Annotated in this window: 26 protein-coding genes; 13 read left to right on the top strand and 13 right to left on the bottom strand. The window is 35.8% G+C overall.

Annotated elements, in window-relative coordinates:
- Positions 1 to 5 precede the first annotated feature (5 nt).
- The 13 genes from IPM56_10510 (at position 6) to IPM56_10450 (ending at position 13,306) form a co-directional block, all read left to right on the top strand.
- Positions 6 to 1,139 carry a glycerate kinase gene (locus tag IPM56_10510; GenBank protein ID QQS34694.1) on the top strand — a complete coding sequence of 378 codons (1,134 nt, stop codon included), beginning with the start codon at positions 6 to 8 and terminating at the stop codon, positions 1,137 to 1,139.
- Between the two features lie 72 nt (positions 1,140 to 1,211).
- Positions 1,212 to 2,099 carry a thymidylate synthase gene (thyA, locus tag IPM56_10505; protein ID QQS34693.1) on the top strand — a complete coding sequence of 296 codons (888 nt, stop codon included), beginning with the start codon at positions 1,212 to 1,214 and terminating at the stop codon, positions 2,097 to 2,099.
- Positions 2,096 to 2,581 carry a dihydrofolate reductase gene (locus IPM56_10500; GenBank protein ID QQS34692.1) on the top strand — a complete coding sequence of 162 codons (486 nt, stop codon included), beginning with the start codon at positions 2,096 to 2,098 and terminating at the stop codon, positions 2,579 to 2,581. The genes thyA and IPM56_10500 overlap by 4 nt, the downstream gene beginning before the upstream one ends.
- Positions 2,578 to 4,434 (top strand): DNA mismatch repair endonuclease MutL, encoded by a 1,857-nt coding sequence (gene mutL, locus IPM56_10495; protein ID QQS34691.1) that lies wholly within the window; start codon positions 2,578 to 2,580, stop codon positions 4,432 to 4,434. The genes IPM56_10500 and mutL overlap by 4 nt, the downstream gene beginning before the upstream one ends.
- Before the next feature lie 80 nt (positions 4,435 to 4,514).
- On the top strand, positions 4,515 to 6,170 hold the full coding sequence (locus IPM56_10490; GenBank protein ID QQS34690.1) for a methylmalonyl-CoA mutase family protein: 1,656 nt from the start codon (positions 4,515 to 4,517) through the stop codon (positions 6,168 to 6,170).
- Positions 6,170 to 7,057: a decaprenyl-phosphate phosphoribosyltransferase gene (locus tag IPM56_10485; GenBank protein ID QQS34689.1), complete on the top strand. Its 888-nt coding sequence runs from the start codon at positions 6,170 to 6,172 to the stop codon at positions 7,055 to 7,057. The genes IPM56_10490 and IPM56_10485 overlap by 1 nt, the downstream gene beginning before the upstream one ends.
- 1 nt (position 7,058) lies before the next feature.
- Positions 7,059 to 7,520, top strand: a complete 462-nt coding sequence (locus IPM56_10480) for a hypothetical protein (GenBank protein QQS34688.1) — start codon at positions 7,059 to 7,061, stop codon at positions 7,518 to 7,520.
- A complete protein-coding gene (locus IPM56_10475; GenBank protein ID QQS34687.1) occupies positions 7,520 to 8,767 on the top strand; it encodes an HlyC/CorC family transporter in 1,248 nt (415 codons plus the stop codon). Before IPM56_10480 ends, IPM56_10475 begins: the two co-directional genes overlap by 1 nt.
- A complete protein-coding gene (locus tag IPM56_10470) occupies positions 8,764 to 9,159 on the top strand; it encodes a DUF393 domain-containing protein (protein ID QQS34686.1) in 396 nt (131 codons plus the stop codon). Before IPM56_10475 ends, IPM56_10470 begins: the two co-directional genes overlap by 4 nt.
- A 91-nt stretch (positions 9,160 to 9,250) precedes the next feature.
- The gene (gene tgt, locus IPM56_10465; GenBank protein ID QQS34685.1) at positions 9,251 to 10,402 is read left to right on the top strand and encodes a tRNA guanosine(34) transglycosylase Tgt; all 1,152 of its coding nucleotides are present in this window, start codon (positions 9,251 to 9,253) and stop codon (positions 10,400 to 10,402) included.
- An 18-nt stretch (positions 10,403 to 10,420) separates the two neighbouring features.
- On the top strand, positions 10,421 to 10,720 hold the full coding sequence (gene yajC / locus IPM56_10460) for a preprotein translocase subunit YajC (GenBank protein ID QQS38285.1): 300 nt from the start codon (positions 10,421 to 10,423) through the stop codon (positions 10,718 to 10,720).
- A 44-nt stretch (positions 10,721 to 10,764) separates the two neighbouring features.
- The gene (locus IPM56_10455; GenBank protein QQS34684.1) at positions 10,765 to 11,973 is read left to right on the top strand and encodes a bifunctional 3,4-dihydroxy-2-butanone-4-phosphate synthase/GTP cyclohydrolase II; all 1,209 of its coding nucleotides are present in this window, start codon (positions 10,765 to 10,767) and stop codon (positions 11,971 to 11,973) included.
- Between the two features lie 19 nt (positions 11,974 to 11,992).
- Entirely contained in the window at positions 11,993 to 13,306 is a 1,314-nt protein-coding gene (locus tag IPM56_10450; GenBank protein QQS34683.1) for a nodulation protein NfeD, read from the top strand.
- A gap of 34 nt (positions 13,307 to 13,340) precedes the next feature.
- Here IPM56_10450 and IPM56_10445 read toward each other — a convergent pair whose 3' ends face one another.
- The 13 genes from IPM56_10445 to IPM56_10385 form a co-directional block, all read right to left on the bottom strand.
- Positions 13,341 to 14,387: a hypothetical protein gene (locus tag IPM56_10445; GenBank protein ID QQS34682.1), complete on the bottom strand. Its 1,047-nt coding sequence runs from the start codon at positions 14,385 to 14,387 to the stop codon at positions 13,341 to 13,343.
- 14 nt (positions 14,388 to 14,401) lie between these two features.
- Positions 14,402 to 15,565 carry a DUF1343 domain-containing protein gene (locus IPM56_10440; protein ID QQS34681.1) on the bottom strand — a complete coding sequence of 388 codons (1,164 nt, stop codon included), beginning with the start codon at positions 15,563 to 15,565 and terminating at the stop codon, positions 14,402 to 14,404.
- Positions 15,566 to 15,662: 97 nt separating this feature from the next.
- Positions 15,663 to 16,196 carry an NUDIX hydrolase gene (locus IPM56_10435; protein QQS34680.1) on the bottom strand — a complete coding sequence of 178 codons (534 nt, stop codon included), beginning with the start codon at positions 16,194 to 16,196 and terminating at the stop codon, positions 15,663 to 15,665.
- Positions 16,196 to 16,627 (bottom strand): nucleoside-diphosphate kinase, encoded by a 432-nt coding sequence (gene ndk, locus IPM56_10430; GenBank protein ID QQS34679.1) that lies wholly within the window; start codon positions 16,625 to 16,627, stop codon positions 16,196 to 16,198. The genes IPM56_10435 and ndk overlap by 1 nt, the downstream gene beginning before the upstream one ends.
- Positions 16,628 to 16,660: 33 nt before the next feature.
- A complete protein-coding gene (gene sucD / locus IPM56_10425; GenBank protein ID QQS34678.1) occupies positions 16,661 to 17,680 on the bottom strand; it encodes a succinate--CoA ligase subunit alpha in 1,020 nt (339 codons plus the stop codon).
- 134 nt (positions 17,681 to 17,814) lie between these two features.
- A complete protein-coding gene (locus IPM56_10420) occupies positions 17,815 to 18,507 on the bottom strand; it encodes a hypothetical protein (GenBank protein ID QQS34677.1) in 693 nt (230 codons plus the stop codon).
- Positions 18,508 to 18,566: 59 nt separating this feature from the next.
- On the bottom strand, positions 18,567 to 19,430 hold the full coding sequence (locus IPM56_10415) for a hypothetical protein (GenBank protein ID QQS34676.1): 864 nt from the start codon (positions 19,428 to 19,430) through the stop codon (positions 18,567 to 18,569).
- Complete coding sequence (gene gatA, locus IPM56_10410; GenBank protein QQS34675.1) at positions 19,384 to 20,796, bottom strand: Asp-tRNA(Asn)/Glu-tRNA(Gln) amidotransferase subunit GatA; 1,413 nt, start codon at positions 20,794 to 20,796, stop codon at positions 19,384 to 19,386. The genes IPM56_10415 and gatA overlap by 47 nt, the downstream gene beginning before the upstream one ends.
- 67 nt (positions 20,797 to 20,863) lie before the next feature.
- Entirely contained in the window at positions 20,864 to 21,055 is a 192-nt protein-coding gene (gene tatA, locus IPM56_10405; GenBank protein QQS34674.1) for a twin-arginine translocase TatA/TatE family subunit, read from the bottom strand.
- Between the two features lie 11 nt (positions 21,056 to 21,066).
- Positions 21,067 to 21,762 (bottom strand): phosphoribosylformylglycinamidine synthase subunit PurQ, encoded by a 696-nt coding sequence (gene purQ, locus IPM56_10400; GenBank protein ID QQS34673.1) that lies wholly within the window; start codon positions 21,760 to 21,762, stop codon positions 21,067 to 21,069.
- Positions 21,759 to 22,010 (bottom strand): phosphoribosylformylglycinamidine synthase subunit PurS, encoded by a 252-nt coding sequence (purS, locus tag IPM56_10395; protein QQS34672.1) that lies wholly within the window; start codon positions 22,008 to 22,010, stop codon positions 21,759 to 21,761. The genes purQ and purS overlap by 4 nt, the downstream gene beginning before the upstream one ends.
- Positions 22,011 to 22,048: 38 nt before the next feature.
- A complete protein-coding gene (pssA, locus tag IPM56_10390) occupies positions 22,049 to 22,765 on the bottom strand; it encodes a CDP-diacylglycerol--serine O-phosphatidyltransferase (GenBank protein QQS34671.1) in 717 nt (238 codons plus the stop codon).
- 5 nt (positions 22,766 to 22,770) lie between these two features.
- Positions 22,771 to 23,418: a phosphatidylserine decarboxylase family protein gene (locus IPM56_10385; GenBank protein ID QQS34670.1), complete on the bottom strand. Its 648-nt coding sequence runs from the start codon at positions 23,416 to 23,418 to the stop codon at positions 22,771 to 22,773.

Below are 23,418 nucleotides of genomic sequence, written 5' to 3'. Positions count from 1 at the left end.
TTTCTATGAAAAAAGTTCTCATTGCCCCAAATAGTTTTAAAGGATGTGCATCATCTATAGAAGTAGCAAAATTACTTGAAAAGTATTTAAGTCTAAATCAGAATTTAAAAATTGACTCGTGTCCAATCTCGGACGGGGGCGATGGTTTCCTGAAAGTTTGTGCACAAAAGTATGATTTAGAAATGTTGACTTATCGTATTACAACCCCTTATGATGAATCAACATTTGATGTTCAGGTCGGATATCAAAAAGAATTAAAGACTATTTACATTGAATCCGCAAAAGTTCTTGGACTCTCCATAATTCCTCTTGAATTTAGAAAGGTGATAAAACTTTCTTCGAAAGGAATGGGGGAATTACTTCATCAAATATTTATGGATATTGATGAAAATAAATTAGAAGTGGAACAGATTATCGTAGGAATCGGGGGAACCGGGATAAATGATCTTGGCTTGGGGATGTGCTCCCAATTTGGTCTCCAGCTATTCGATCATTTTGGTCAAAGGCTTAAAATTGTTCCGGAGGAATTTTATAGAGTTGCCCGGATAGATATTTCAGAGATTTCATCAGTTTGTAAAATTACTTGTATTCTTGATGTCGAAAACCAACTACAGGGAAAATCCGGTGCAACACATAAATTCGCCAAACAAAAAGGTGCAAGTCCGGGTGAGATTTCAGTTATGGAAATGGGCTTTAGTAAAATCATTAACTTATTACAAAGTAATAATATATCAGGTATACCTGATGTGCTATTTGGTGCCGGAGGAGGTTTAGCTGCTGGATTTCAGATTTTTTTAAATGCTGATTGCCAACAATCAAATGAGTTTATTATAAATAGAATCCTCAATGGTTGTGTGAATAACCAGTACGACTATGTTATTACCGGAGAAGGGAAATTCGATGATCAATCTTTGCTTGGGAAAGGAGCATATTCAGTGATTAAAACTTTCCACGATAAAACCAATAGTATTTTTTTATGCTCCGGTATTGTCGACCCTGATATGAAAGCAATGTTACCTTCAAATGTGAAAACCATGCAGTTGCTTGATTTTTTTACAAACGAGTCTGAGTCAATTCTAAATTTTGAATCCGGAATACAGAAAGCTTGTGAAATCATCTTAAAAGATATGGATTCATAGATTTTATGCTAGGTCATTTTTTGTTAAATTAAATCGCAAATTCATCAATAAAATCCCATATACAGGAAGTAAATGCAGCAGTACCTTGATCTTGTAAAACTTGTTATTAATAATGGAGTAAGAAAAAGTTCCAGGACCGGGATTGATACCATTTCATATTTTTCTGCTTTTTACAGAGTAGATCTTTCACTTGGATTTCCGCTTCTAACGACAAAAAAAATGGAATGGAAATCTTTGCTGAATGAAGTGTTGTGGTACTTATCCGGCGATCATCATATCAGGAATTTAAGACAGCATACAAAAATCTGGGATGCCTGGGCTGATGATGAAGGAAGATTACAAACAGCTTATGGCAGATTCTGGAGAAGATTTCCTGTTCCGGAAAGTAAATCAGTTCTTGATGGAGAAGTTTATGTAAATGATTCTCATCCTTTCGTGAAAAAAGAGGGAAATGGTTCACTGACATTTGACCAGGTAGGCTGGGTAATTAATGAAATAAAAAAAAATCCGGACTCAAGAAGATTAGTTATCTCCGCATGGAATCCGGCAAATGCAGTAATAAGTAAACTTCCACCTTGTCATTATACTTTTGCTTTTAATGTTTCAAAGGGAAAATTAAATTGTCATCTAACCCAACGTTCAGGTGATATTGCTCTTGGAATTCCTTTTAATCTTGCTGCATATTCTTTATTAACACAGATCATTGCTCAGGAAGTTGGACTTGAACCTGGATTTTTTGCTCACACTATTATTGATGCTCATATTTATGTTGCTGACAAAGGAACCCCGCAGGAAAAATTTGATCATCTTGAAGGATTAAAAGAACAACTAAAAAGAACTCCGATGCAGCTTCCTCAATTAAAGATAGCTAAGAAACCGATTGATGAATTAAAGTTTGAAGATTTTGAATTGATAAACTATAATCACCTTGAAAAAATTAAATTCGAGGTTGCTGTTTGAAAGTTATAATCATATCTGCAATTGCTCAGAATGGTGTAATAGGTAAAGCGAGCGGTGAAATGCCATGGAATGTCAAAGAAGAGTTCAAACATTTTAAGGATACTACATATGGTCACCCTGTCGTAATGGGACGAAAAACTTTTAACACTTTGGGTAAACCTCTCAAAGGAAGATTGAACATAGTAGTAACAAGACAAAATGATTTTCTTCAACAGACTGATGAATTGAAATTTTTCAGAACTCTTGAAGATGCAATTGATTTTCTCAGTAATTCGAAATTTGAAAAGATATTTATAATAGGAGGCGGAGAAATATACAGACAGGCTATTACATTTGCCGATGAAATGATTTTATCATATATGAAATTTTCAGCAGAAGGTGAAGTACACTTCCCGGAAATAAATGAAAAAGAATGGACCAAAGAATTGATAGGAAATGCAGAACAGTTTGATATTTATAAGTATGTACGAAAGATTGCATGAATTCTAAAATTCAGATATTACCCGAAAACCTTGCAAACAAAATTGCTGCCGGAGAAGTAGTTCAACGTCCTGAATCAGTTGTCAAAGAGTTGATTGAAAATGCAATTGATGCTGATGCAAAACTGATTGAAGTTATGATCAAGCGTGCAGGCAAAGTTCTTATTCAGGTTAGTGATGATGGGACAGGAATGACTGAAGAAGATTGCGTATTGTGCATTCAGAAACATGCAACGAGCAAAATAAAATCATACAATGATCTTGAAGCAATAAAAACATTAGGCTTTCGTGGTGAAGCGTTAAGTTCAATTGCCGCTGTAAGCCAGTTTGAAATAAGATCAGAAACACGTGAGCAGGAATTAGGTACGCTTGTAAAGATTGACGAACAGGGAACGATAGTAAAAGAAAAAGGGTCATTCCCAAAAGGCACAACTGTAACGATTAAAAATTTATTTTATAACACCCCGGCACGTAGAAATTTTTTAAAAACAGATGCGACAGAATTAAAACATATCATTGATACATTCAACAAAATTGCGCTTAGCCATCCGGAAATTTCTTTTAAATTTTATAATGATGATGAAGTAATATTCAATCATACTGCAGGCAGTCTTGAAGACAGAATAGCCACAGTATTTGCTGATAATATGATGGATGCACTAATCCCTGTTGAAGAGCGAACCGAATTCCTCTCTGTTTACGGTTACATAGGCAAACCATCTATGTTAAGAAAAAGTAAAGGAGAACAATATCTTTTTCTGAACAACAGGTATATTGTAAGTAAACAAATTAATCATGCCGTATTTACGGCTTACGAGAACATTCTTGAAAAAGGTGATTACCCTTTCTTCATAATTTTTCTTCAGCTTGATCCTTCAAAAGTTGATGTGAATGTCCATCCTTCAAAACTTGAAATACGTTTCGAGAATGAAAAAGATATTTACAATTTTGTTCTTGCAGTGATAAGAAAAAGTCTTGGTTCACATGATCTTGTGCCTTCACTGGAATTTTCTCATACAGAAAATGAAGTGGAAAAACTAGGTTTTAATCCGTTTAATAAAGTTGAATCAAGAGACTTTTCTGACAGACCAAATTTTAATACACAAAAAAATTATTCCCGTACAAGTTTTTCTGATAAGGATATTGATTTAATCTTCAACTCAATACCTGATACAATTGAAAGAAACAAAGATACTGAATCAATTCCGGGACCTTTTGATTTACCGGAAAGCAGAGTCTTACAGCATACTCCTACCCGGACAGAGTCCCTTAGAACTGATGCTGTATCACCGGTTTTTATTGTTCAACTTCACAACAAGTATATTTTATCTCAAATAAAAACCGGGTTGATGATAATCGATCAGCACGTTGCACATGAAAGAATACTTTATGAAAAAGCTTTACGACGAATCGAAACAAATCTTCCGTTCTCCCAGCAATTAATTTTTCCAATTACAATGCAGGTTGACCCCGCAACTATGGCTTTGATAAAAGAGCTAAACTCATTCTTAACGAGATTGGGATTTGAATTAAAATTCTTCAGCATGAACACTGTTGTAATTGAAGGTGTTCCCGATGATGTTAAAAAAGGTTCTGAAGAATTAATTCTTAAAGAAATTCTTGATGAGTATCTTACAAATCAAAGAGAGAAAAAAATGGAAGAGACCGACAACATTGCAAAATCATACTCATGTAAAACCGCGATTAAAGCAGGCGATGTTTTATCGGATCGTGAAATGCGCACATTGATAGACCAACTATTTGCTACATCTATGCCGTACGTGTGTCCGCACGGTCGTCCTATAGTAGTGAAAATATCAATGGATGAATTTGACAGACGCTTCGGCAGAACATAAATGGTTATGGAAATAAAAATTAAAACTTCAGGGGATGTTAAAGTACTTCATCATCAACACCAACAAAATAAAGGATTGATATGATCGAAAACGAATATTCTAAAAGAAGAAAAGAATATGATGTAAAAGCTGCTTCATCCAAAAATACCGGGATGAAATTCACAACAGTAAGCGGAAAAGATGTTAACGTACTTTATGGTCCCGATGATATAGAAAATATTAATTATCTGAGTGAGATCGGATTTCCGGGTGAATATCCTTATACACGCGGAATACATGCAAATGGTTACCGCGGTAAGATCTGGACGATGCGTCAGTTTGCGGGGTTTGGTTCCCCTGAAGATACCAATCAAAGATTTCATTACTTGTTGAATCATGGTCAAACGGGATTATCAGTTGCATTCGATCTTCCAACATTAATGGGTTGGGATGCTGATGCACCTTTAAGTGAAGGTGAAGTTGGGATATGCGGTGTTTCAATTTCTTCACTTGAGGATATGGAAATACTTTTCAATAAAATTCCTCTTGATAAAGTTTCAACATCAATGACGATCAATTCTCCTGCGGCAATAATCTTTGCGTTCTATCTTGCAGTTGCACAAAAACAGGGAGTAGCATTTAAAGACCTTAGAGGAACTTTACAAAATGATATCCTTAAAGAGTACATTGCGCAAAAAGAATATATCTATCCACCTCATCCTTCAATGAGAATTATTGTAGATATGATCGAGTACTGTACAAAAGAAGTTCCGCAATGGAATCCTGTTTCAGTTAGCGGTTATCATATACGTGAAGCAGGTTCAACTTCAGTACAGGAATTAGCTTACACACTTGCAGATGGATTTGCTTATATCGAAGCCTGTATTGAAAGAGGAATGGATGTAGATGATTTTGCACCCAGGATTTCATTTTTCTTTAATTCACATCTCGACTTTTTTGAAGAGATAGCAAAGTTCCGGGCAGCAAGGAAAATTTTTGCAAAACGAATGAAAGAAAAATACGGTGCAAAAAATCCAAGAAGCTGGTGGTTAAGATTTCATACTCAAACTGCGGGTTGCACATTAACCGCTCAGCAACCTGAGAACAATATTATCAGAACAGCATTCCAGGCATTAGCCGGAGTACTTGGAGGCACACAATCGCTTCACACAAATTCAATGGATGAAACACTCGCTTTACCAAGTGAAAAAGCTGTTAAGATAGCATTGCGTACACAACAATTAATTGCTTATGAAACGGGAGTGATAAACACTGTTGATCCACTTGGCGGAAGTTATTATGTAGAGGCGTTAACAGATAAAATGGAGAAAGAAGCAAATGAAATTTTTGATCAGATAGATTCACTTGGCGGAGTTATACCCGCAATTGAAGCAGGTTATTTCCAGAAAGAAATTGCTGATGCCGCTTACAGGTATCAGAAGGAAGTTGAAAGAAAAGAAAAATTTATAGTTGGTGTTAATGAGTTTATCGAAAAAGATGAAAAGATAGATATCCCCATTCTCACAATTTCGCCGGAAGTAGAAATTATGCAGAAAAAAAGACTTGCTGCATTACGGCAGAGCAGAAACCAGCAAGCTGTTAAGGATAGCCTTGCTTCAATTAAATCAGCAGGTAGAGATGGAAAAAATCTTATGCCTGAATTCATCAATGCATCAAGCAATTATGTAACACTTGGTGAAATGATTGGTGAACTAAAAGAAGTGTTCGGTATTTACGAAGAAACGGCGGTGTTCTGATGATAAAAGATTATTTGTCCTTATTCCGTATTCCTCAATGGATAAAAAATCTGTTTGTATTTGTTCCTATAATGTTCGCACAAAAACTTTTTGACAGCGGATATTTTTTAACTGCTCTTGAAGGCTTTCTTATCTTCTCACTAACATCAAGTATCGTATACACAATTAACGACACAGTTGATGCTGAAGCAGATAAACTTCACCCTAAAAAAAAGAACCGTCCAATTGCATCAGGAAAAATTTCAAAGATAGGAGCTGTTTCCGCTGCGGTTGTTTTAACAGCAATTGTTATCACAAGCCTTACTTTTTACAATCTCTATTTCATTATAAGTGTGGGATCATACCTTCTTCTTAATATCTGTTATTCTTTTTTTCTTAAACACGTTGTACTGCTTGACATATTCAGTATAGCTGCCGGATTTATGCTCAGAGTTATCGGCGGGGCATTTATTATTGACGTTGAAATATCAAGCTGGCTGATTCTCACTACACTTTTCATTTCACTTTTTCTTGGTGTAATGAAACGACACTCTGAACTTATCAGGTTTAAAAATTCAGAAAATCCTGAAACAAGAAAAGTACTCGCATTCTATTCAACTGATTTTACTACACAGATGGCAACTGTATCTGCATCAGCGGTTATTATATGTTATGCGCTTTACACTGTTGCTGAGAGAACCGTATCTGTTTTTCATACGGAAAATCTGATATACACAACCCCGATTGTTGTCTTCGGAATTTTCAGGTATATGTTCCTTGTTTATATGAATAACAAGGGTGAGAACACCACAAAGATAATGTTAACTGATAAAGCTATGATCTCAACGGTTCTGATATATGTTTTTGTGACTGCGTTTATAATTTATCGCGCATCACTTATTCAATAGAATGATAAACTTTTCAATAAAATATTTCTACGTTTATTTAACCTTGATGTTTGTTGGGTTTACGTGCTGCCCGCCGTACTATCCTGTATCTGTGAAAATTACAAACGTTAGTGCCTGGTTAAATTTAATGCCTGGTTCAGAACCGAAATTTTATTTGAACGGCAATGCTGCATATATTGGAATGCTGTCATTCGATGAAGTCACATCAATGATTGAATATGTGGCTGTCCTTCAGAACGAAAAAATTATCGATAGATTTAAACCCGCCATCATTATTATTTCAAAGGACTTAAAAGGGAATGATGTTTATGTCTGTAATTTTGAATTCACAACCGGTGATGGGTTGAAAATAAATTCAAAATTGTATACTGATGATTCTATTGATGTTGCGATTCAATTTAGAGATGACACTGAATTGCCGGATGTTATTGAACGAGGTATAAAAGTCGAGAAGGCATACTGATGCTGGGTGAATTTGTTCTCATATTCATTTTAATCTTTCTGAGCGCGTTTTTCTCAAGCTCTGAGATGGCATACATAACATCCAACAAAATTAAAATTGAAATCAGGGCGCGCAAAAAAAATCTGCCAGCTAGAAGCGCACAGTATTTCATTTCTAATCCTGATATATTTTTCTCAACAATATTGATTGGCAATAACGCTGTTAATATTGCCCTTGCTTCATTAAGTACTATTATCCTTTCATCACTATTTGGCTGGGACGAATACCAGATACTCTTAGTATCGACTTTTATTCTGCTTATTTTCGGTGAGTTGGTTCCAAAGTACCTGGCAAGAGAACTGGCTGATAGTACGATTTTATTTTTCTCACTTCCGCTCAGACTTTTCTCGTTCATTATTTATCCGCTAATAAGACTTGCTTCTTCACTTTCAGCAAAGCTGACACAATCATCAAACGTAAAAGCGGAAAACATTAATCAGTTATTCAGTAAAGAAGATTTTGAAACATTAGTTAAAGAAAGCCACACTGCCGGAGCGGTTGATAAAAAAGAAAGTGAAATCATTAGTAAAGTAATCGCGCTGGGAGATCAAAGAGTATATGAAGCGATGCGACCAAGAACCGAAATAGTTGGAGTGGAGATAGATCAAAGTATAGAAGAAGTTGTAAGCGTTTTTATTGACTCAGGTTATTCCAAACTACCTGTGTATGAGGAGAACCTCGATAACATAAAAGGTGTTATACTTGCGTATGATTTATTCAATTCACCCAAAAGTCTGAAAGAAATTACACGTGAGATATTATTCGTACCTGAAACGAAAAAAAGTTTTGAATTACTTAATGAATTTTTATCCAAACGTGTTTCTATTGCGGTTGTCATTGATGAATTCGGCGGTACAGCAGGACTTGTAACAATGGAAGATATTATTGAAGAATTATTTGGGGAAATAAAAGATGAATATGATGTTGAAGAAGATATCTGCCGAAGAACAGCTCCCGGTACTTATTTAATCAGCGGAAAAGTTGAGATAGATCTTATCAACGAAAAATATAATTTAAATTTTCCGCAGGGTGATTATGAAACGATTGGCGGATTTATCGCAAGCGAAGTGGGAAGAATTCCGCCTTCAGGTGAAACAATTACAATTGAGAATTATACTTTCCTTATTGTTCGTGCGACTTATGTAAAAATTGAATTAGTAAAACTGACAGTCAATCCTGATCTTTTCCCGGAAGAAGTTGCCCGATGAAAAAGGTTATTATTTTTGATGGGGTCTGCAACTTCTGCAACTTTTGGGTGAACTTTATAATCAGCCGCGACAAAAAAAATACATTCCTATTTGCTGCTTATCAGTCGAATGCCGGAAAATCATTTCTTGCCAGGTACAACAGGAACCCGGATGAAATTGACACCTTTCTTCTAATTACTGATAAAGGCTGTTTTGAAAGATCAACTGCAGGCTTGCTTGTAGCCAGGGAATTGGGAGGATTATGGAATCTCCTTTACATATTTATTTTCGTTCCCAAATTTATTCGTGATCCTGTGTATAATCTTATCGCTCGGAACCGGTATAAATTATTCGGTAAGGAAGATGCATGCCGTATTCCAACCCCTGAAGAAAGAGATAAATTCCTGATCTGATCAATTGCCGCTGATATAACTCATCTTGGTTGCAACTGTATTTTGACGTAAATTTAAACCATAAAATTAATTTAGTGTTGTAAGTAACTGATTGTTAACGTTTAATACTGAAGGCACAGCAAAAAATTCTAAAGCTCGTGCCGGATTTTTTACTACTGATCATGGCATTGTCCAAACGCCCATATTTATGCCGGTGGGGACTCAGGGAACTGTAAAAGCAGTTAACCCGGATCAGCTTGAAAAAGATATCAAGGCACAGATAGTTCTTTCAAATACTTATCATCTTTATTTACGGCCCGGAACTGAAATACTTGAAAAAGCCGGAGGCTTGCACAGGTTTATGAATTGGAATAAACCGATTCTGACCGACAGCGGCGGTTATCAGGTTTTTAGTTTAGCCGAATTAAGAAAACTAAAACCGGATGGTGTGGAATTCAGATCGCACCTCGACGGTAGTAAACATTTTTTTACGCCTGAAAAAGTGATAGCAATTCAGCGAAGTATTGGCTCTGACATTATGATGGTACTCGATGAGTGCACTCCGTATCCTTGTGAATATGACTATGCAAAGAAATCAAAAGACCTTACGAGTGACTGGGCTTTAAAAAACAAAATTGCATTCGATGAATCTGAATCTTTGTATGGTCATAAACAGTTTCTCTTTGGTATTATTCAGGGAAGTGTTTACAAAGATTTACGCGAACAATCCGCACACGAAATTATTAAAAATGATTTTGATGGTTACGCAATCGGCGGATTAGCAGTTGGAGAACCAACAGAAACAATGTATGATATGGTTGATTTCACAACTGATTTTATGCCTTACGATACGCCAAGATATCTTATGGGTGTTGGAAGACCGGAAAATATTCTTGAAGCAATAGATCGCGGTATAGATATGTTTGATTGTGTAATGCCGACAAGGAATGCAAGAAATTCATACCTGTTCACTTCGGAAGGTGTACTGGCAATGCGGAACGCAAAATATAAAGATGATTTTAATCCGGTCGATCATAATTGCGACTGTTACACGTGTATGAATTTTACACGTGCATACTTACGGCATTTATTCATAGCGAGTGAAATACTTGCTCTGGAGCTTGCTTCAATCCATAACCTTCATTTCTATTTATGGCTTGTTGGTGAGGCAAGACAAAAAATTTTAGACGGAAGTTTCAGTTTATGGAAAACAGAAATGGTAAAAAAAATATCAATGAACAATAAAAATCTGATGGAGGAATAATTGGATTTATTAATTGCAATGGCGCCTCAAGGCGGCGATGGCGGCGGAAATCTTATAAGCACAATGATAATGTTCGGTGCTATCTTTTTAATATTTTTCTTTATGATAATAAGACCGCAGCAGAAGAGAGCTAAGGAACGTGAAAAGATGCTGTCAAATATCGAAAAAGGAGATAAAGTAGTCACAAGCGGCGGGCTTCATGGAATTGTAGCCGGACTCGAAGAGAAAACAGTTTTACTCCAGGTTTCTGATAATGTAAAATTAAAATTTGACAGATCAGCAATAACTTCAGTGATCACACAAAAAGAAAACAGTTAATCAAATACGGAATATTTTTATTCCTGATGCTCAGAGGTAAGATTATGTTTTGCACAGTTGAACAGGCAATCGACGAAATAAAAAATGGTAAGATCATCATAGTTGTAGATGATGAAGACAGGGAGAATGAAGGAGACTTTGTTTGTGCCGCAGAATATGTTACTCCCGACATAGTAAATTTTATGGTCACACACGGACGCGGAATGCTGTGTGTTGCTGTAAACGGTAAAAGACTTGATGAACTCGGACTTCCATTAATGGTTGATACTAATTCTGCATTGCACGGAACACAGTTCACCGTTACGGTTGATGCAGTGGAAGGCACAACCACAGGCATCTCAGCTTCTGACAGGGCTGTCACAATAAAAAAATTAATTGATAGTAAATCAGTTGCAGCAGACTTTGCCAGACCCGGTCATATTTTCCCGTTACGCGCCTTTGATGAAGGAGTACTTAGAAGAGCCGGACATACCGAAGCTTCTGTTGATCTGTGTAAACTGGCAGGAATAAAACCTGCAGGTGTGCTTTGTGAAATTCTCAGGGAAGATGGTGAAATGGCGCGCGTTCCTGATCTCACTAAGATAGCAGAGAGATTCAATTTAAAGATCATTACAGTCAAGGAAATCATCCGGCATAGAGTAAAAACGGAAAAATTAATAGAGAAAATCACTGATGTAAATTTCCCGACCAAGCATGGTGTATTCCGGTTAAATTTATATCGCAACCTTCTTGATAATAAAAAACAGGTTGCGCTTGTAAAAGGCTCTATCAGGGCTGATGAACCGGTTCTGGTAAGGATGCATTCTGAATGTTTAACAGGAGATGTTTTTCATTCACTGAGATGTGACTGTCATGATCAGCTTAACACAGCTCTTGACCTGATTGAACAGACAGGAAATGGTGTGCTTGTGTATATGAGGCAGGAAGGAAGAGGAATAGGTTTAACAAACAAGATCAAAGCTTACAAACTTCAGGAAGAAGGAAAAGATACAGTCGAAGCGAATGAACTGCTGGGCTTTAAACCGGATCTCCGTGATTATGGTATAGGTGCGCAGATATTGCTTGATCTTGGAATAAGGAAAATAAGGCTTCTCACTAACAATCCTAAAAAAGTTGTTGGTCTTGAAGGTTATGGTCTTGAAATAGTTGAACGTGTGCCCATTGAGATTACACCTAATGCGAACAATGAAATCTATCTAAAAACCAAAAGAGATAAATTGGGTCATATTATTCTTCAAAAAAACTATAACTAAATATCTGCGGAAACATAAAATGAAATCCTCAAAACTTGTTCTGCTGTTTTTATTTTTCATAGTGAACTATGCAAATGCACAGGATAAAATTTATCTTGCCCGCATAGAAGATGAAATAGATCTCGGGCTTTCGCCATATGTAGCCAGGGTAATTTCTGAAGCGGAAAAGAATGGTGCGGATGCTATTATCTTTAAGATTAATACTTTCGGCGGAAGAGTTGACGCGGCAACCCAGATAAAGGATGCTATCTTAAACAGCAAGGTGAAGACAATTGCATTCATTAATAACAGGGCAATATCTGCAGGTGCTTTAATTGCATTATCCTGTAACCAGATTGTCATGGTGCCGGGGAGTTCCATAGGCGCTGCAACCGTTGTAGATCAAAGCGGTGAGAAAGTTAGTGAAAAGTATCAATCATATATGCGATCAGAAATGCGATCCACTGCTGAGAAAAACGGAAGGAACACTCTTATTGCAGAAGGTATGGTTGATGAACGAATAGTTGTTGAAGGTCTTGTTGACAGCACAAAACTTATAACACTCACTTCAACTGAAGCACTAAAATATAAAATAGCGGATCATGTCGTAGAAAATATTGATGAGCTTTATTCAGTTTATAATTTCAGGAAAACCCAGACTATTGATATCACTTCAAACTGGGCTGAAGATGTAGTTCGCTTTTTAAACAATCCTATAATTTCATCCATACTTATAATGATCGGGTTCTTCGGTTTGTTTGCAGAAGTTAAAACTCCCGGCTGGGGAGTTCCCGGTACCGCCGGCTTAATTGCTTTAGCATTGTTCTTCGGCTCTTCATACATTCTTGAGCTCGCGTCGATTGTTGAAATATTGTTATTCGTTATCGGATTAATATTAATTGCAGTTGAAATTTTTGTTATACCCGGTTTCGGGTTTGCAGGTATTTCCGGGATTGTTTTAGTTGTATTATCATTATTCCTTTCACTGATAGGTGGTATGCCTTATTTTGATTTCAGTTTTATTTCAGTAGCCATTATACAGCTTACAGTCGCTTTGTTGGCCGCACTGCTGTTGATATTTATCCTTGCAAAGTATCTTCCCAAATCAAAAACTTTTCACAGGCTTGTTCTTGATGAAGAAGAATCTTCAACTCGAGGATTTGTGACTTACCCTAACCTTGATGAGCTGCTTGGAAAAGATGGTGTAGCATTAACTACATTACGACCCGCAGGTACAGCAGAAATTAGTGACAAACGTGTTGATGTGGTAACAGATGGTCAGTACGTTGAAAAAGGTGCGAAGATAAAAGTGATTAAAGTTGAAGGTGTTAAAGTTGTGGTGAAAGAAATTTAATCTGATTTAAACTTCTTCCACCACAATTAAAAATTTATTTAAGAAGCTCTACAATATTCGTATTCTTAATTTTTTCCTGGGTATAACCTTTTAGCAATCCTTTAGGTGTGTTTGCTTCCACTGAATAATATGTGTCAAGCTGTGTTTGAGTTCTTGATTTTTGTAAACAACCCTTATCAATATTAAAATAAATTTTCCCGCTTGCAGTTGTGACCGGTTTTCTAAAATTATATTTAACTCCCGGCTCTTCGTACTTTGAGTCACCTGTTACTTGAGTTTCCAACCCCGCATCAATCACAGCCAGTTTGTTATCATCAAACATTTCAAGATTTAAAACTTTGTAAAGAGTTTTGTTTACAATTTGAAATATCTGGAATCTTGATGCTGGCTGTACATTCGTCCAGGTTGAATCTTTTGCCATATTTTTTGCAGGCATTGTCCGTACTATCTGCATAATGACAGGCTTGAGCATAGTTTCATTCAGATCATTCTTCATCATTGCCTTCTCATTTGTTTTAACCGAATCAGACAGTCCGCGAAGTTTAAGAAATGTATTGATGATCCTATCAGTCTTACTAATGTCAATTATCTCACCTGATTTATTTATCCTTAGTTCAAATGGGTTGTTTGTCAGTGAGAGATAGTCGGAGTACTTAACTTTTTCCAGAGAGTCTGTCACTGTTGACGATTCGAATTGAATACGCTCATTAGCCGCATCGGCTTCCAGTTTAATTGAAGTGAACGTGCAGCTAAGATCCATTAAACCATCTTCATCTTTGTTGATAAGCTTTAAGTTAAGGAGATAACTGATTGTGCGTTTCATACCCTGATTAATTGTTGTATCAGCAACTACTGTTTGCTGGTTGTCAGAAATTGAAGTCAATCGGTATGAATAAGTTTTGCCGGGTTCAAAATTATACGCAAGTAAAAATGATTCATCCGGATTTTCCACTGTTGTTGTCTTAACATCAGTTGAATCGAAATTGTATTTAGTCTTTTCATCCAGAACAGTTTCCTCTTTTTTCTCACCACAGCTTATTAATATCAAAGCTGAAAAGAATGTTAAAAGTATTTTTTTCATTCAAGGTTCCTTAATTAATAAAGTAAATATTTTTTTCTTATTTGTTTGAAATTTTCCAGCTCATCAGTAAATGAATTATAAATGTCATCTGCTGGAATTTGTTTCATCAAAGATTCTCGTACAGTACTGTTACCGATCAGTCTGTCAAAATGCTCTTCGCGGAAATTAATTTTATCACCATACAATTTAATCAAAGATGAAATCAACTGGATGCCAAATTTTACAGCTTTAAATTTCAGTTTATCTGTAATTGAAATTGTTATTCCGTTGCAAGTCTTGCCCTCATACTTTGGTGATTCTGCTACACCGTGAAGATCCTGCGGAATGAATTGAGTGGAAAGGATTTCGATCCCACTTAAATCGAATTTTTTTAATTCGTTAATCAAATCTTCTGGATTAATAAACGGAGCCCCAATCTGCAGAAATGGTTTTTGTGTCCCGCGTCCTTCTGATATATTCGTTCCTTCAAGTAAACAGGTTGAAGGGTAAACAAGTATCGTCTCAAAATCCGAAATGTTCGGTGAAGGTTTTATCCACTTTAAATCCAGGTCATCATAAAATAGATCACGGGACCAATTCTGCATTTTAATTATCTGAATATCCGGGCGAAGGTTTTTTCCAGGTAAAACTTCTCCACAAAAGTAATCAGCGATTTCACCAATTGTCATTCCGTGGATAATCGGGAGTGGTGCAATTCCAATAAAGGATTGAAAAGAATTTTTCAGAACAGGTCCATCCACAATATTTCCGCTGTATGGGTTTGGTCTGTCAAGAACAATAAGAGGAATATTCATCCCAGCCGCAGCTTGCAGTACATAAAACATAGTTGAAATGTATGTATAGAATCTCGACCCCACATCCTGAAGATCGATCAAAATTAAATCTGACCCGTTAAGCATTTCATCTGTCGGTTTTAAAGTTTTACCATACAACGAAAAAAAATGTAATGACGAATCTTTGTTGGTAGTATCAGTGACTTTTGTTCCGGCTGAGAAATTACCTTCAAAGCCGTGCTCGGGTGACAGAACATTTAATACTTTTACCTGATTTATTTTTAAAAGTGTATCAAGCAGGTGAGTCCCATCTGAAAGCAGGGAAGTGTGATTAACCAATAATGTCAGCCGTTTGTTGAGTATCAGATCAAACTTTTCAGATAGAAGTATATCGGAACCAAGCATGATTTTTTTATTTGCTGGTTGATCTTGTGAACAGTTAACTGAAAAAAAAGAAAGGAATAAAAAAAATGTGAGAAGTGTTTTTATCATTATCAATTTATCAGACAAACTTCTTTGCCAATATCCATGCAGCTAATGTCATCCCATCCCAGATTGTATTATCTGAAATTAGCTCATCAACTTTATCAACAGATAATTCATGAAGTTCAAACTCTTCAGTATCGTCCGCTTTTAAAAAATCCCGGACTAAATCATTTGCAACAAACACGTGACACATCTCATCTGTAACACCGTTAAAAGGGGAGAAGAAGCCGGCAGGAATTAATTCTTTTGTTGAATATCCGGTTTCTTCTCTTAACTCTTTGACAGCATTTTCTTTTGGAGAAAGATTTTTTGAAATACTTCCGCAGGGGAATTCAAGACTTTCACGTTGATTCAGATACCTGTATTGGTTAACGAATAAAAGTTTTCCTGAATCGGTTACGGGGATTATCATTGTTGAACCACCGGTTCTTACAAAATGATATTCACCTTTTTTACCGTCTTCGATCTGAAATTCATCAAGCAGATAATCCCAGTATTTATTTGAGAGCAGAACTTTACTCGATAACTGTTTCCAGGTTTTTAATGACATCAGCTTGTATAATTATCTAACAGTTCATTTCTTGAAAAGAAGTGAGCTATTTCCTTCTCGGCATTTTCATCCGAGTCTGAACCATGAACAGCATTCTCAGCTTTATTAGCTGCGTATAATTTTCTAATTGTACCTTCTTCAGCTTGTGCAGGGTCGGTTGCGCCGATTAATTTTCTGTAACTTTCAACCGCGTTTTCTCTTTCAAGTGCTATCGGTATGCACGGACCGGACGTCATATAATCGACAAGTTCACCATAAAAAGGGCGTGCTTTGTGTACTTCATAAAATCCTTCAGCAGATGCTTTTGAAAGATGGATCATTTTCATTGCTTTAATTTTAAATCCTGCTTCTGTAATCTTCGCGATGATTTGTCCCACATAATTTTTTCTGACTGCATCCGGTTTAATTATCGCTAACGTTTTATTACCCAATTGTTTCTCCTTAATCTGAATATATCGTAATGGTTATTTCTTCTTTCCGGTTGATTTAGATTTAACTGATTTAGCTTTCATCTTTTTACCGGTTAATTTTGACTTCAATATTTTCTTTGAATGTTTTTTGTCTTTGTGCTTTTCTTTTTTCGAATCGCTCTTAACTTTCTTCTTGGCTTTCAAAGATTCAATAGCTTTTAACATTGTTGAACCAAGCTCTGCAGGACTTTCAACAACTTTTATCCCTGCTTTTTTCATCGCAGCCATTTTTTCTGTGGCTGTCCCTTTACCGCCTGAAATTATTGCACCGGCGTGACCCATTCTTCTTCCGGGAGGCGCGGTTCTTCCTGCAATAAAACCGACAACAGGTTTGCTTACATTTTTCTTAATGAAATCTGCGGCTTCTTCTTCAGCGCTTCCGCCGATTTCTCCGATCATGACAATGCCGTCAGTATCTTTATCTTCATTGAACAATTTTATAACATCAATAAACCTTGAACCGATTACAGGGTCACCGCCAATACCAACACATGTTGATTGCCCGAGATTTACATCTGTTAATTGTTTAACTGCTTCATAAGTCAAAGTGCCGCTGCGTGATACAACACCAATTCGTCCTTGTTTATGAATGAAGCCGGGCATAATTCCGACCTTTGCCATTCCGGGGGAGATAACACCAGGACAGTTTGGTCCGACTAACACAACATCTTTTTCTTTTATTGAATTGTAAACTGAGATCATATCATTTGCAGGTATACCTTCGGTAATGCAGATGATAACTTTTATTCCGGCGTTTGCAGCTTCAAGTATTGCATCAGCCGCAAATGCAGGAGGAACAAAAATAACTGATGTATTTGCTTTCTGTTCTTTAACTGCTTCTGAAACTGTGTTATAAACCGGAATCTTGTTATGTATGGAACCACCTTTGCCGGGTGTAACTCCTGCGACAACTTTAGTTCCGTAATCAATCATTTGCTGAGTATGAAATGAACCTTCGCCGCCGGTTATTCCCTGAACAACCAAACGTGTTTTTTTATCCACAAGGATTGCCATTTGAATTACCCTTGAATTATTAAAATTGTGTTGAAATTATGGTGACAAAGTTAAGGATTTTGAAGGAAATATCATCAGGAAAATTAGTTGTATTATGGTATTTATTCATCACGATCTGAACTAAAAAGAAATTGTCACCAGTTCTTAATAAATATTAACCGCCATTTTTCCTCATCGATTTTTATTTTTACTACCTTGTTTTCAGAAAACTTCATCGTAAAAATATTATTCTTAAAATTATTGTAATTAACAGGATAATCCTCTCCCTCTTCTATTAAATATATTTCCATATCTTTATAAAAAGTTATTACTCCTCTTGCTCTGAATTCATCAAGATGTAGTAATAGTAGTTTATTACTTTTTTTCAATTTTAAATCCTGATATGTCACTAAATAGTCATTTGAATACATACAACCACCGCAGTAACCAGATCTATACTCACCAAAATACCATTCCACATCTGAAATTATATAACCAAATACTCCACTATTTAATTTTACAACTTTTTCAAATCTTTCTGCTTTAATAACGAGACTATCATTATGTATTACAAAATCTTTCGTCATCATTGGATTTGCAAAATCATGTGTCGTATAAATATTGAATAAATCTTTATCAATAATTTCAACTCTGTGCTCAACAGTCCCACTTCGAAAGTCGACACCATTCAGGTATGGAAACTCGTATCTCATCAAACTTGTTACATTTTTAATGGTTTCTACTTCTTTTTCAAAGTTTAACCACCCGTTTGTAGTATTAATAAAAATGGGTGAAACAGATGAGTCAAATTTTGCTGGTAATATTTTAGAATAGAGTAAACTATCCATAAATAGATTCTGTGGAAATAATCTATTGTAATCCGAAAAAACTTCATTGTCAGTTTTTTTTAAGAAGAAAAAACTGTTTTTCTTTTTCGCAATGAATCCACATCCACAACATTAACCCTGACTCTGATTTCATTAGCAAGTTTTGCGCTTATATATGCAAATGCTTCGATCGGTATCGTCAAATCCATTGTATATCCTAGTGAATCTATGTTCTTAGAATATTTGACCTTCGATTCAGGTCTTATCATTCTAAAACCGTAATTGGAAGAATCGTATTCACTTTCAATAAATCTTTCTCTATTACCGTTCTTGACTTTTTGTGAGCCTGGAAAAAAGAGGAAATTAGTAATTCCATAAGGAATACTTTTTAATTTGAATTTGTTATAAACTTCTCTATCAAAATCCCTGTCAATGAATTCTTTAAGGTACTTATCCTCCTTTTCTAATTCATTATACCTGCATCCAAATTCTTCATCAATTTTAACGTATGGATTTCTCCATTCTTTCTTGAATCGTTTTAAATCATTGGTGTTTTTGAATTGATATAAACCTTTGCCAAGATTGATATAAACATTTTCACTATCCCTCAGTTCGGGAATGGCAAAGATTACTTCAACGTGATCACCTTTTTCATAGGGTTTATTAAGAATCAAATCATCATCTCTAATAAAAAGTTTAATTTTTACAGAAAGTGAATCGACCCAGATTGAACCTTTGATTTCACAGTCTGACTTAGAATGATAATTTTCTATTCCACTTATCGGAAAGAATGTTAGTTGAAGAGAATCTTTTCCCACGATATGCTGCTGTGCCTGAAGAATTAAATTATTAGTTAACAAACAAAACAAGAAAAGGAGATGCCCGGTTTTCATAATACTATTCCATAATAATTTTTGCCATCCTGAATATTTTTTCTTCCTCAAATTGATTCCCGAGAATTTGCATGCCGATCGGAAGTCCATCGGAGTTTTTTGCTATTGGAATACTTAGCCCGGGAATACCTGCCAGGTTCGCTGACGTTGTATAAATATCACTGAGATACATTTCAAGTGGATCAGAAGATTTTTCACCAAACTTAAATGCTGTGGTTGGAGTCGTTGGTGTAATGAGTAAATCAACTTCACTAAATGCGTGGTCAAAATCTTCTTTGATTAATCTTCTTATCTTCTGAGCCTTGCGATAGTATGCATCATAATAACCTGCGGATAAAACATAAGTGCCGAGCATAATTCTTCTTTTTACTTCGGAGCCGAATCCTTCTGTCCTTGAGTTGACATACATCTCATTCAGGTCAGAAAAATTCTGTGATCGATAACCATATCTCGCACCGTCATATCTAGCTAAGTTGGATGATGCTTCTGCAGTTGTAAGAATATAGTAAGCTGAGATTGTGTAATCTGTCATAGGCAGTGAAACTTCTTTTACTGCCACACCTTTTTGTTTTAATTGTTCGATGATCTTTTCTATTGCGGATTTTATTTCTTGATCTAATCCTTCGGCAAAATATTCTTTTGGAATTCCAACTGAAAAACTTTGTATGTTGTTCATTGACAAAAGATAATCAGGAACATCTTTTGGAACTGATGTTGAATCATTTTCATCTTTGCCGGAAATGATGCTTAGCAGAAGAGCAGCATCATAAATATTTCTTGTGAATGGACCTATCGAATCAAATGACGAAGCAAATGCTGTCAATCCATATCTTGATACTCTGCCATAAGTTGGCTTCAAACCGTAGATTCCACAGAAAGCTGCGGGCTGCCTGATTGATCCGCCTGTGTCAGTACCAAGTGATGCATCGCAAAGATAAGCAGCTACAGCAGCGGCTGAACCGCCGCTTGAACCGCCGGGAACCCGTGATTCATCAACCGGATTTAATACGTTGCCAAATGCTGAATTTTCATTCGATGAACCCATTGCAAATTCATCACAGTTTGTTTTGCCTATGATAATCGCATCTTCATCAATTAATTTTTGAACTGCAGTTGCTGTATAGACTGATTCAAAATTTTTTAGAATGTTCGATGAACAGGTAGTTCTTTTTCCTTTTATTGACAGAACATCTTTCACTGCAATTACGCAACCAGCAATTCTGCCTGCATTGCCTGAAAGAATTTTTTCCTGAATTACTTTTGCCTGTTCAAGTGAATCGGGATAGACTTCATTGAAAGCGTTCAGGTGTGATTGTGATTTGATACGATTTAAAAAAAAGGAAGCATTATCAACTAAGGATAATGTTCCTGATTTTATTAGACTAATTTTTTCGGAATAGTTTGAATACGGAAGCAATCAATTTCCTAAATGAAATTTCCTTGAAGAAGTGAAAGAGAACTAAAAAATGAAACTAACGGTTGACCTAACTTTTATCAGATTTTTTATCTGAATCAGTTACCTTGATTTCTTCTTCAACATCTTTCAAAGATTTTTTGAATTCCTTCATACCTTTGCCAAGACCCTGAGCAAGTTCAGGAATCTTCTTAGCACCAAACAATAAAAGTATGACCAGCAGAATCAGAATTATTTCACCGGCGCCTAAGTTACCAAACATAATTTTACCTTTTAGTTATAAATATATTTTGCAATTGAATTAAAAATAAACGCACCATCAGTTTTACCAAGTACCGGATCACAGCATCTTTCAGGGTGCGGCATCATTCCAAGAATATTTCCTTTTTCATTTATGATGCCGGCAATATCTAATACAGAGCCATTCGGGTTGTACTCATCATCGGTTGAATCTGCTGATGAATACTTAAAAACTATCTGGTTATTTTTTATCAGTTTTGAAATTGTTGCTTCATCGGCAAAATAGTTTCCTTCACCATGCGCAACAGGAATTTTTAATGTTCTTTCTTTTTCAATTCCTTTTGTAAAGATGGTATCGTAGTTTTCAACACTTAGTGTAATATCCTTGCAAACAAATTGAAGAGATTTATTTTTCAACATTACTCCCGGCAGTAAACCAGCTTCAAGTAATATTTGAAAGCCGTTACAGATGCCGATTACTTTTCCACCTTTCTCAGCAAATTCTATAACAGAATTCATGATAGGGGAGAATCGCGCTATCGAACCAGTACGGAGATAATCGCCGTAAGAAAATCCTCCCGGCAAAACTATAACATCACTTTGTTTCAGATCAGTATCTTTATGCCAGAGGAATTCAACATCATAATTAAGAACTTTGTGTAATGAGAAATATGCATCGTGATCACAGTTAGAGCCGGGAAATACAACTACACCAAATTTTGGTTTCATTTAACTTCCTCAAGAGTGAATTCATAATCTTCCATAATGGGATTGGAGAGAAGTTTATGACAGTACTCTGAAACTTCTTTTTCTGCGGAAGATTTATCATTAACATCAACTGTGAACTCAATGAATTTACCAATTCTTGTGCCGCTTATGTTTGTAAGTCCCAGATGAGCAGCTCCCTTTTCAACTGCTTTGCCTTGGGGGTCGAGTATAGATGGACGGCGTTTAATTATTACCTGTGCTTTGTACAATTTTACTACCTGTTAAGAATTTTTTACGGATTCAGTATTTATTTCGTCTTTGAAAACCAGTGATAAACTGAGCGAAAAATACCAAATATGATGTTGAAAACAAAGATATAGAAGAGTCCTTCATACGAAGTGAAGATGAGAAGAACGATAGCGGCAACAATTATTACTGAATGAACTGGTTTTTCAAGTAAACCCTTTAATGAAATTTTTGGGAGTGTATCATACTTTATTTTACTAACCATCAGGAAGGATAGAAGAAGCACTAACGGTATTACGAAATCTGAATAAGGTTTGTCAAATCCCTGTTGTTTGTAATAAGCTAGCACAAATGCAGCAACTGTAATTGCTGATGATGGTATCGGTAATCCTGTAAAATAATTTTTTGAAAACCCTACAAGTTGAACATTAAATCTTGCAAGCCTGAATCCACCTGCGAGCATTAGAAGTGAGCTGATTATTATCCCGATAGTACCTATTGAATGAAGTGAAGTGCTATAAACAAGGAAGGAAGGTGCTGCACCAAAACTGACTACATCTGATAGAGAATCGAGTTCAACTCCAAGTTTACTGCTTGAGTGTGTTAATCTCGCAACGGCTCCATCCAATGCATCAAAGATTGAGGCAATGATTATTAACCATGCTGCATAATTAAAATTACCTGTACTTGCATTTATAATGGATAAGAATCCGCAAAACATATTCATTGATGTGAATAAGTTCGGGATGAATGAAGCGTTAATCCTGAATCGGTTCATTACCGTTACGGGATTTCAAAAAGAATAGTTTCACCAGCAGATACTTTGTCATCTTTCTTAACTTTTTCTTTCCAGTCAAAGGGTACAACAACATCAACCCTGCTACCGAATTTTATCATACCAAATCTTTCACCCATTTTAACTGAATCATTCTCAGTTAGTTCATATATGATTCTTCTCGCAACAAATCCTGCAACCTGCGTAAAGAATACTTTTCCTTTTTCATTTGATATAACAAATTCAGATCTCTCATTTACTTCTGAGGCTTTGTCTTCGAATGCCGCGACATATTCACCTTTATGATATTTAACGTGTTCAACTATTCCTGAAATCGGAATTCTGTTAACGTGAACATTCAACGGAGACATAAAGATGGAAATCTGTTTAGCTTTTCCTTTAATAAAATTATTATCAACTACTTCCTTAACGAAAAGAACAGTTCCATCAGCAGGTGATACAACAATATTATTTTTATCCGGTGTTATCCTTTCCGGATCTCTGAAAAAATTTAATGTGAAAATTAAAAATGCTAAAGGAATGATTATCAGAATTGCTTTTAAATATGGGTTCTGAATAAAAAAACTTACTGCAATAAGTGCAAAAACTATTATTGCAATAATTCCAATAGTTGAATATCCGTATTTAGTAAACAT

Source organism: Ignavibacteriales bacterium (assembly GCA_016700155.1).
Lineage (GTDB): Bacteria > Bacteroidota > Ignavibacteria > Ignavibacteriales > Ignavibacteriaceae.
This window is presented reverse-complemented; position numbering and strand designations above follow the sequence as displayed.

What these genes read in the sequence shown, in the direction of transcription:
- IPM56_10510 (QQS34694.1), top strand. Translation starts at nt 6, where the DNA reads ATGAAAAAAGTTCTCATTGCCCCAAATAGTTTTAAAGGATGTGCATCA.
- thyA (QQS34693.1), top strand. Translation starts at nt 1,212, where the DNA reads ATGCAGCAGTACCTTGATCTTGTAAAACTTGTTATTAATAATGGAGTA.
- mutL (QQS34691.1), top strand. Translation starts at nt 2,578, where the DNA reads ATGAATTCTAAAATTCAGATATTACCCGAAAACCTTGCAAACAAAATT.
- IPM56_10490 (QQS34690.1), top strand. Translation starts at nt 4,515, where the DNA reads ATGATCGAAAACGAATATTCTAAAAGAAGAAAAGAATATGATGTAAAA.
- IPM56_10485 (QQS34689.1), top strand. Translation starts at nt 6,170, where the DNA reads ATGATAAAAGATTATTTGTCCTTATTCCGTATTCCTCAATGGATAAAA.
- IPM56_10480 (QQS34688.1), top strand. Translation starts at nt 7,059, where the DNA reads ATGATAAACTTTTCAATAAAATATTTCTACGTTTATTTAACCTTGATG.
- IPM56_10475 (QQS34687.1), top strand. Translation starts at nt 7,520, where the DNA reads ATGCTGGGTGAATTTGTTCTCATATTCATTTTAATCTTTCTGAGCGCG.
- IPM56_10470 (QQS34686.1), top strand. Translation starts at nt 8,764, where the DNA reads ATGAAAAAGGTTATTATTTTTGATGGGGTCTGCAACTTCTGCAACTTT.
- yajC (QQS38285.1), top strand. Translation starts at nt 10,421, where the DNA reads ATGGCGCCTCAAGGCGGCGATGGCGGCGGAAATCTTATAAGCACAATG.
- IPM56_10455 (QQS34684.1), top strand. Translation starts at nt 10,765, where the DNA reads ATGTTTTGCACAGTTGAACAGGCAATCGACGAAATAAAAAATGGTAAG.
- IPM56_10450 (QQS34683.1), top strand. Translation starts at nt 11,993, where the DNA reads ATGAAATCCTCAAAACTTGTTCTGCTGTTTTTATTTTTCATAGTGAAC.
- IPM56_10445 (QQS34682.1), bottom strand. Translation starts at nt 14,387, where the DNA reads ATGAAAAAAATACTTTTAACATTCTTTTCAGCTTTGATATTAATAAGC.
- IPM56_10440 (QQS34681.1), bottom strand. Translation starts at nt 15,565, where the DNA reads ATGCTTGGTTCCGATATACTTCTATCTGAAAAGTTTGATCTGATACTC.
- IPM56_10435 (QQS34680.1), bottom strand. Translation starts at nt 16,196, where the DNA reads ATGTCATTAAAAACCTGGAAACAGTTATCGAGTAAAGTTCTGCTCTCA.
- sucD (QQS34678.1), bottom strand. Translation starts at nt 17,680, where the DNA reads ATGGCAATCCTTGTGGATAAAAAAACACGTTTGGTTGTTCAGGGAATA.
- IPM56_10420 (QQS34677.1), bottom strand. Translation starts at nt 18,507, where the DNA reads ATGGATAGTTTACTCTATTCTAAAATATTACCAGCAAAATTTGACTCA.
- tatA (QQS34674.1), bottom strand. Translation starts at nt 21,055, where the DNA reads ATGTTTGGTAACTTAGGCGCCGGTGAAATAATTCTGATTCTGCTGGTC.
- purQ (QQS34673.1), bottom strand. Translation starts at nt 21,762, where the DNA reads ATGAAACCAAAATTTGGTGTAGTTGTATTTCCCGGCTCTAACTGTGAT.
- pssA (QQS34671.1), bottom strand. Translation starts at nt 22,765, where the DNA reads ATGAACCGATTCAGGATTAACGCTTCATTCATCCCGAACTTATTCACA.
- IPM56_10385 (QQS34670.1), bottom strand. Translation starts at nt 23,418, where the DNA reads ATGTTTACTAAATACGGATATTCAACTATTGGAATTATTGCAATAATA.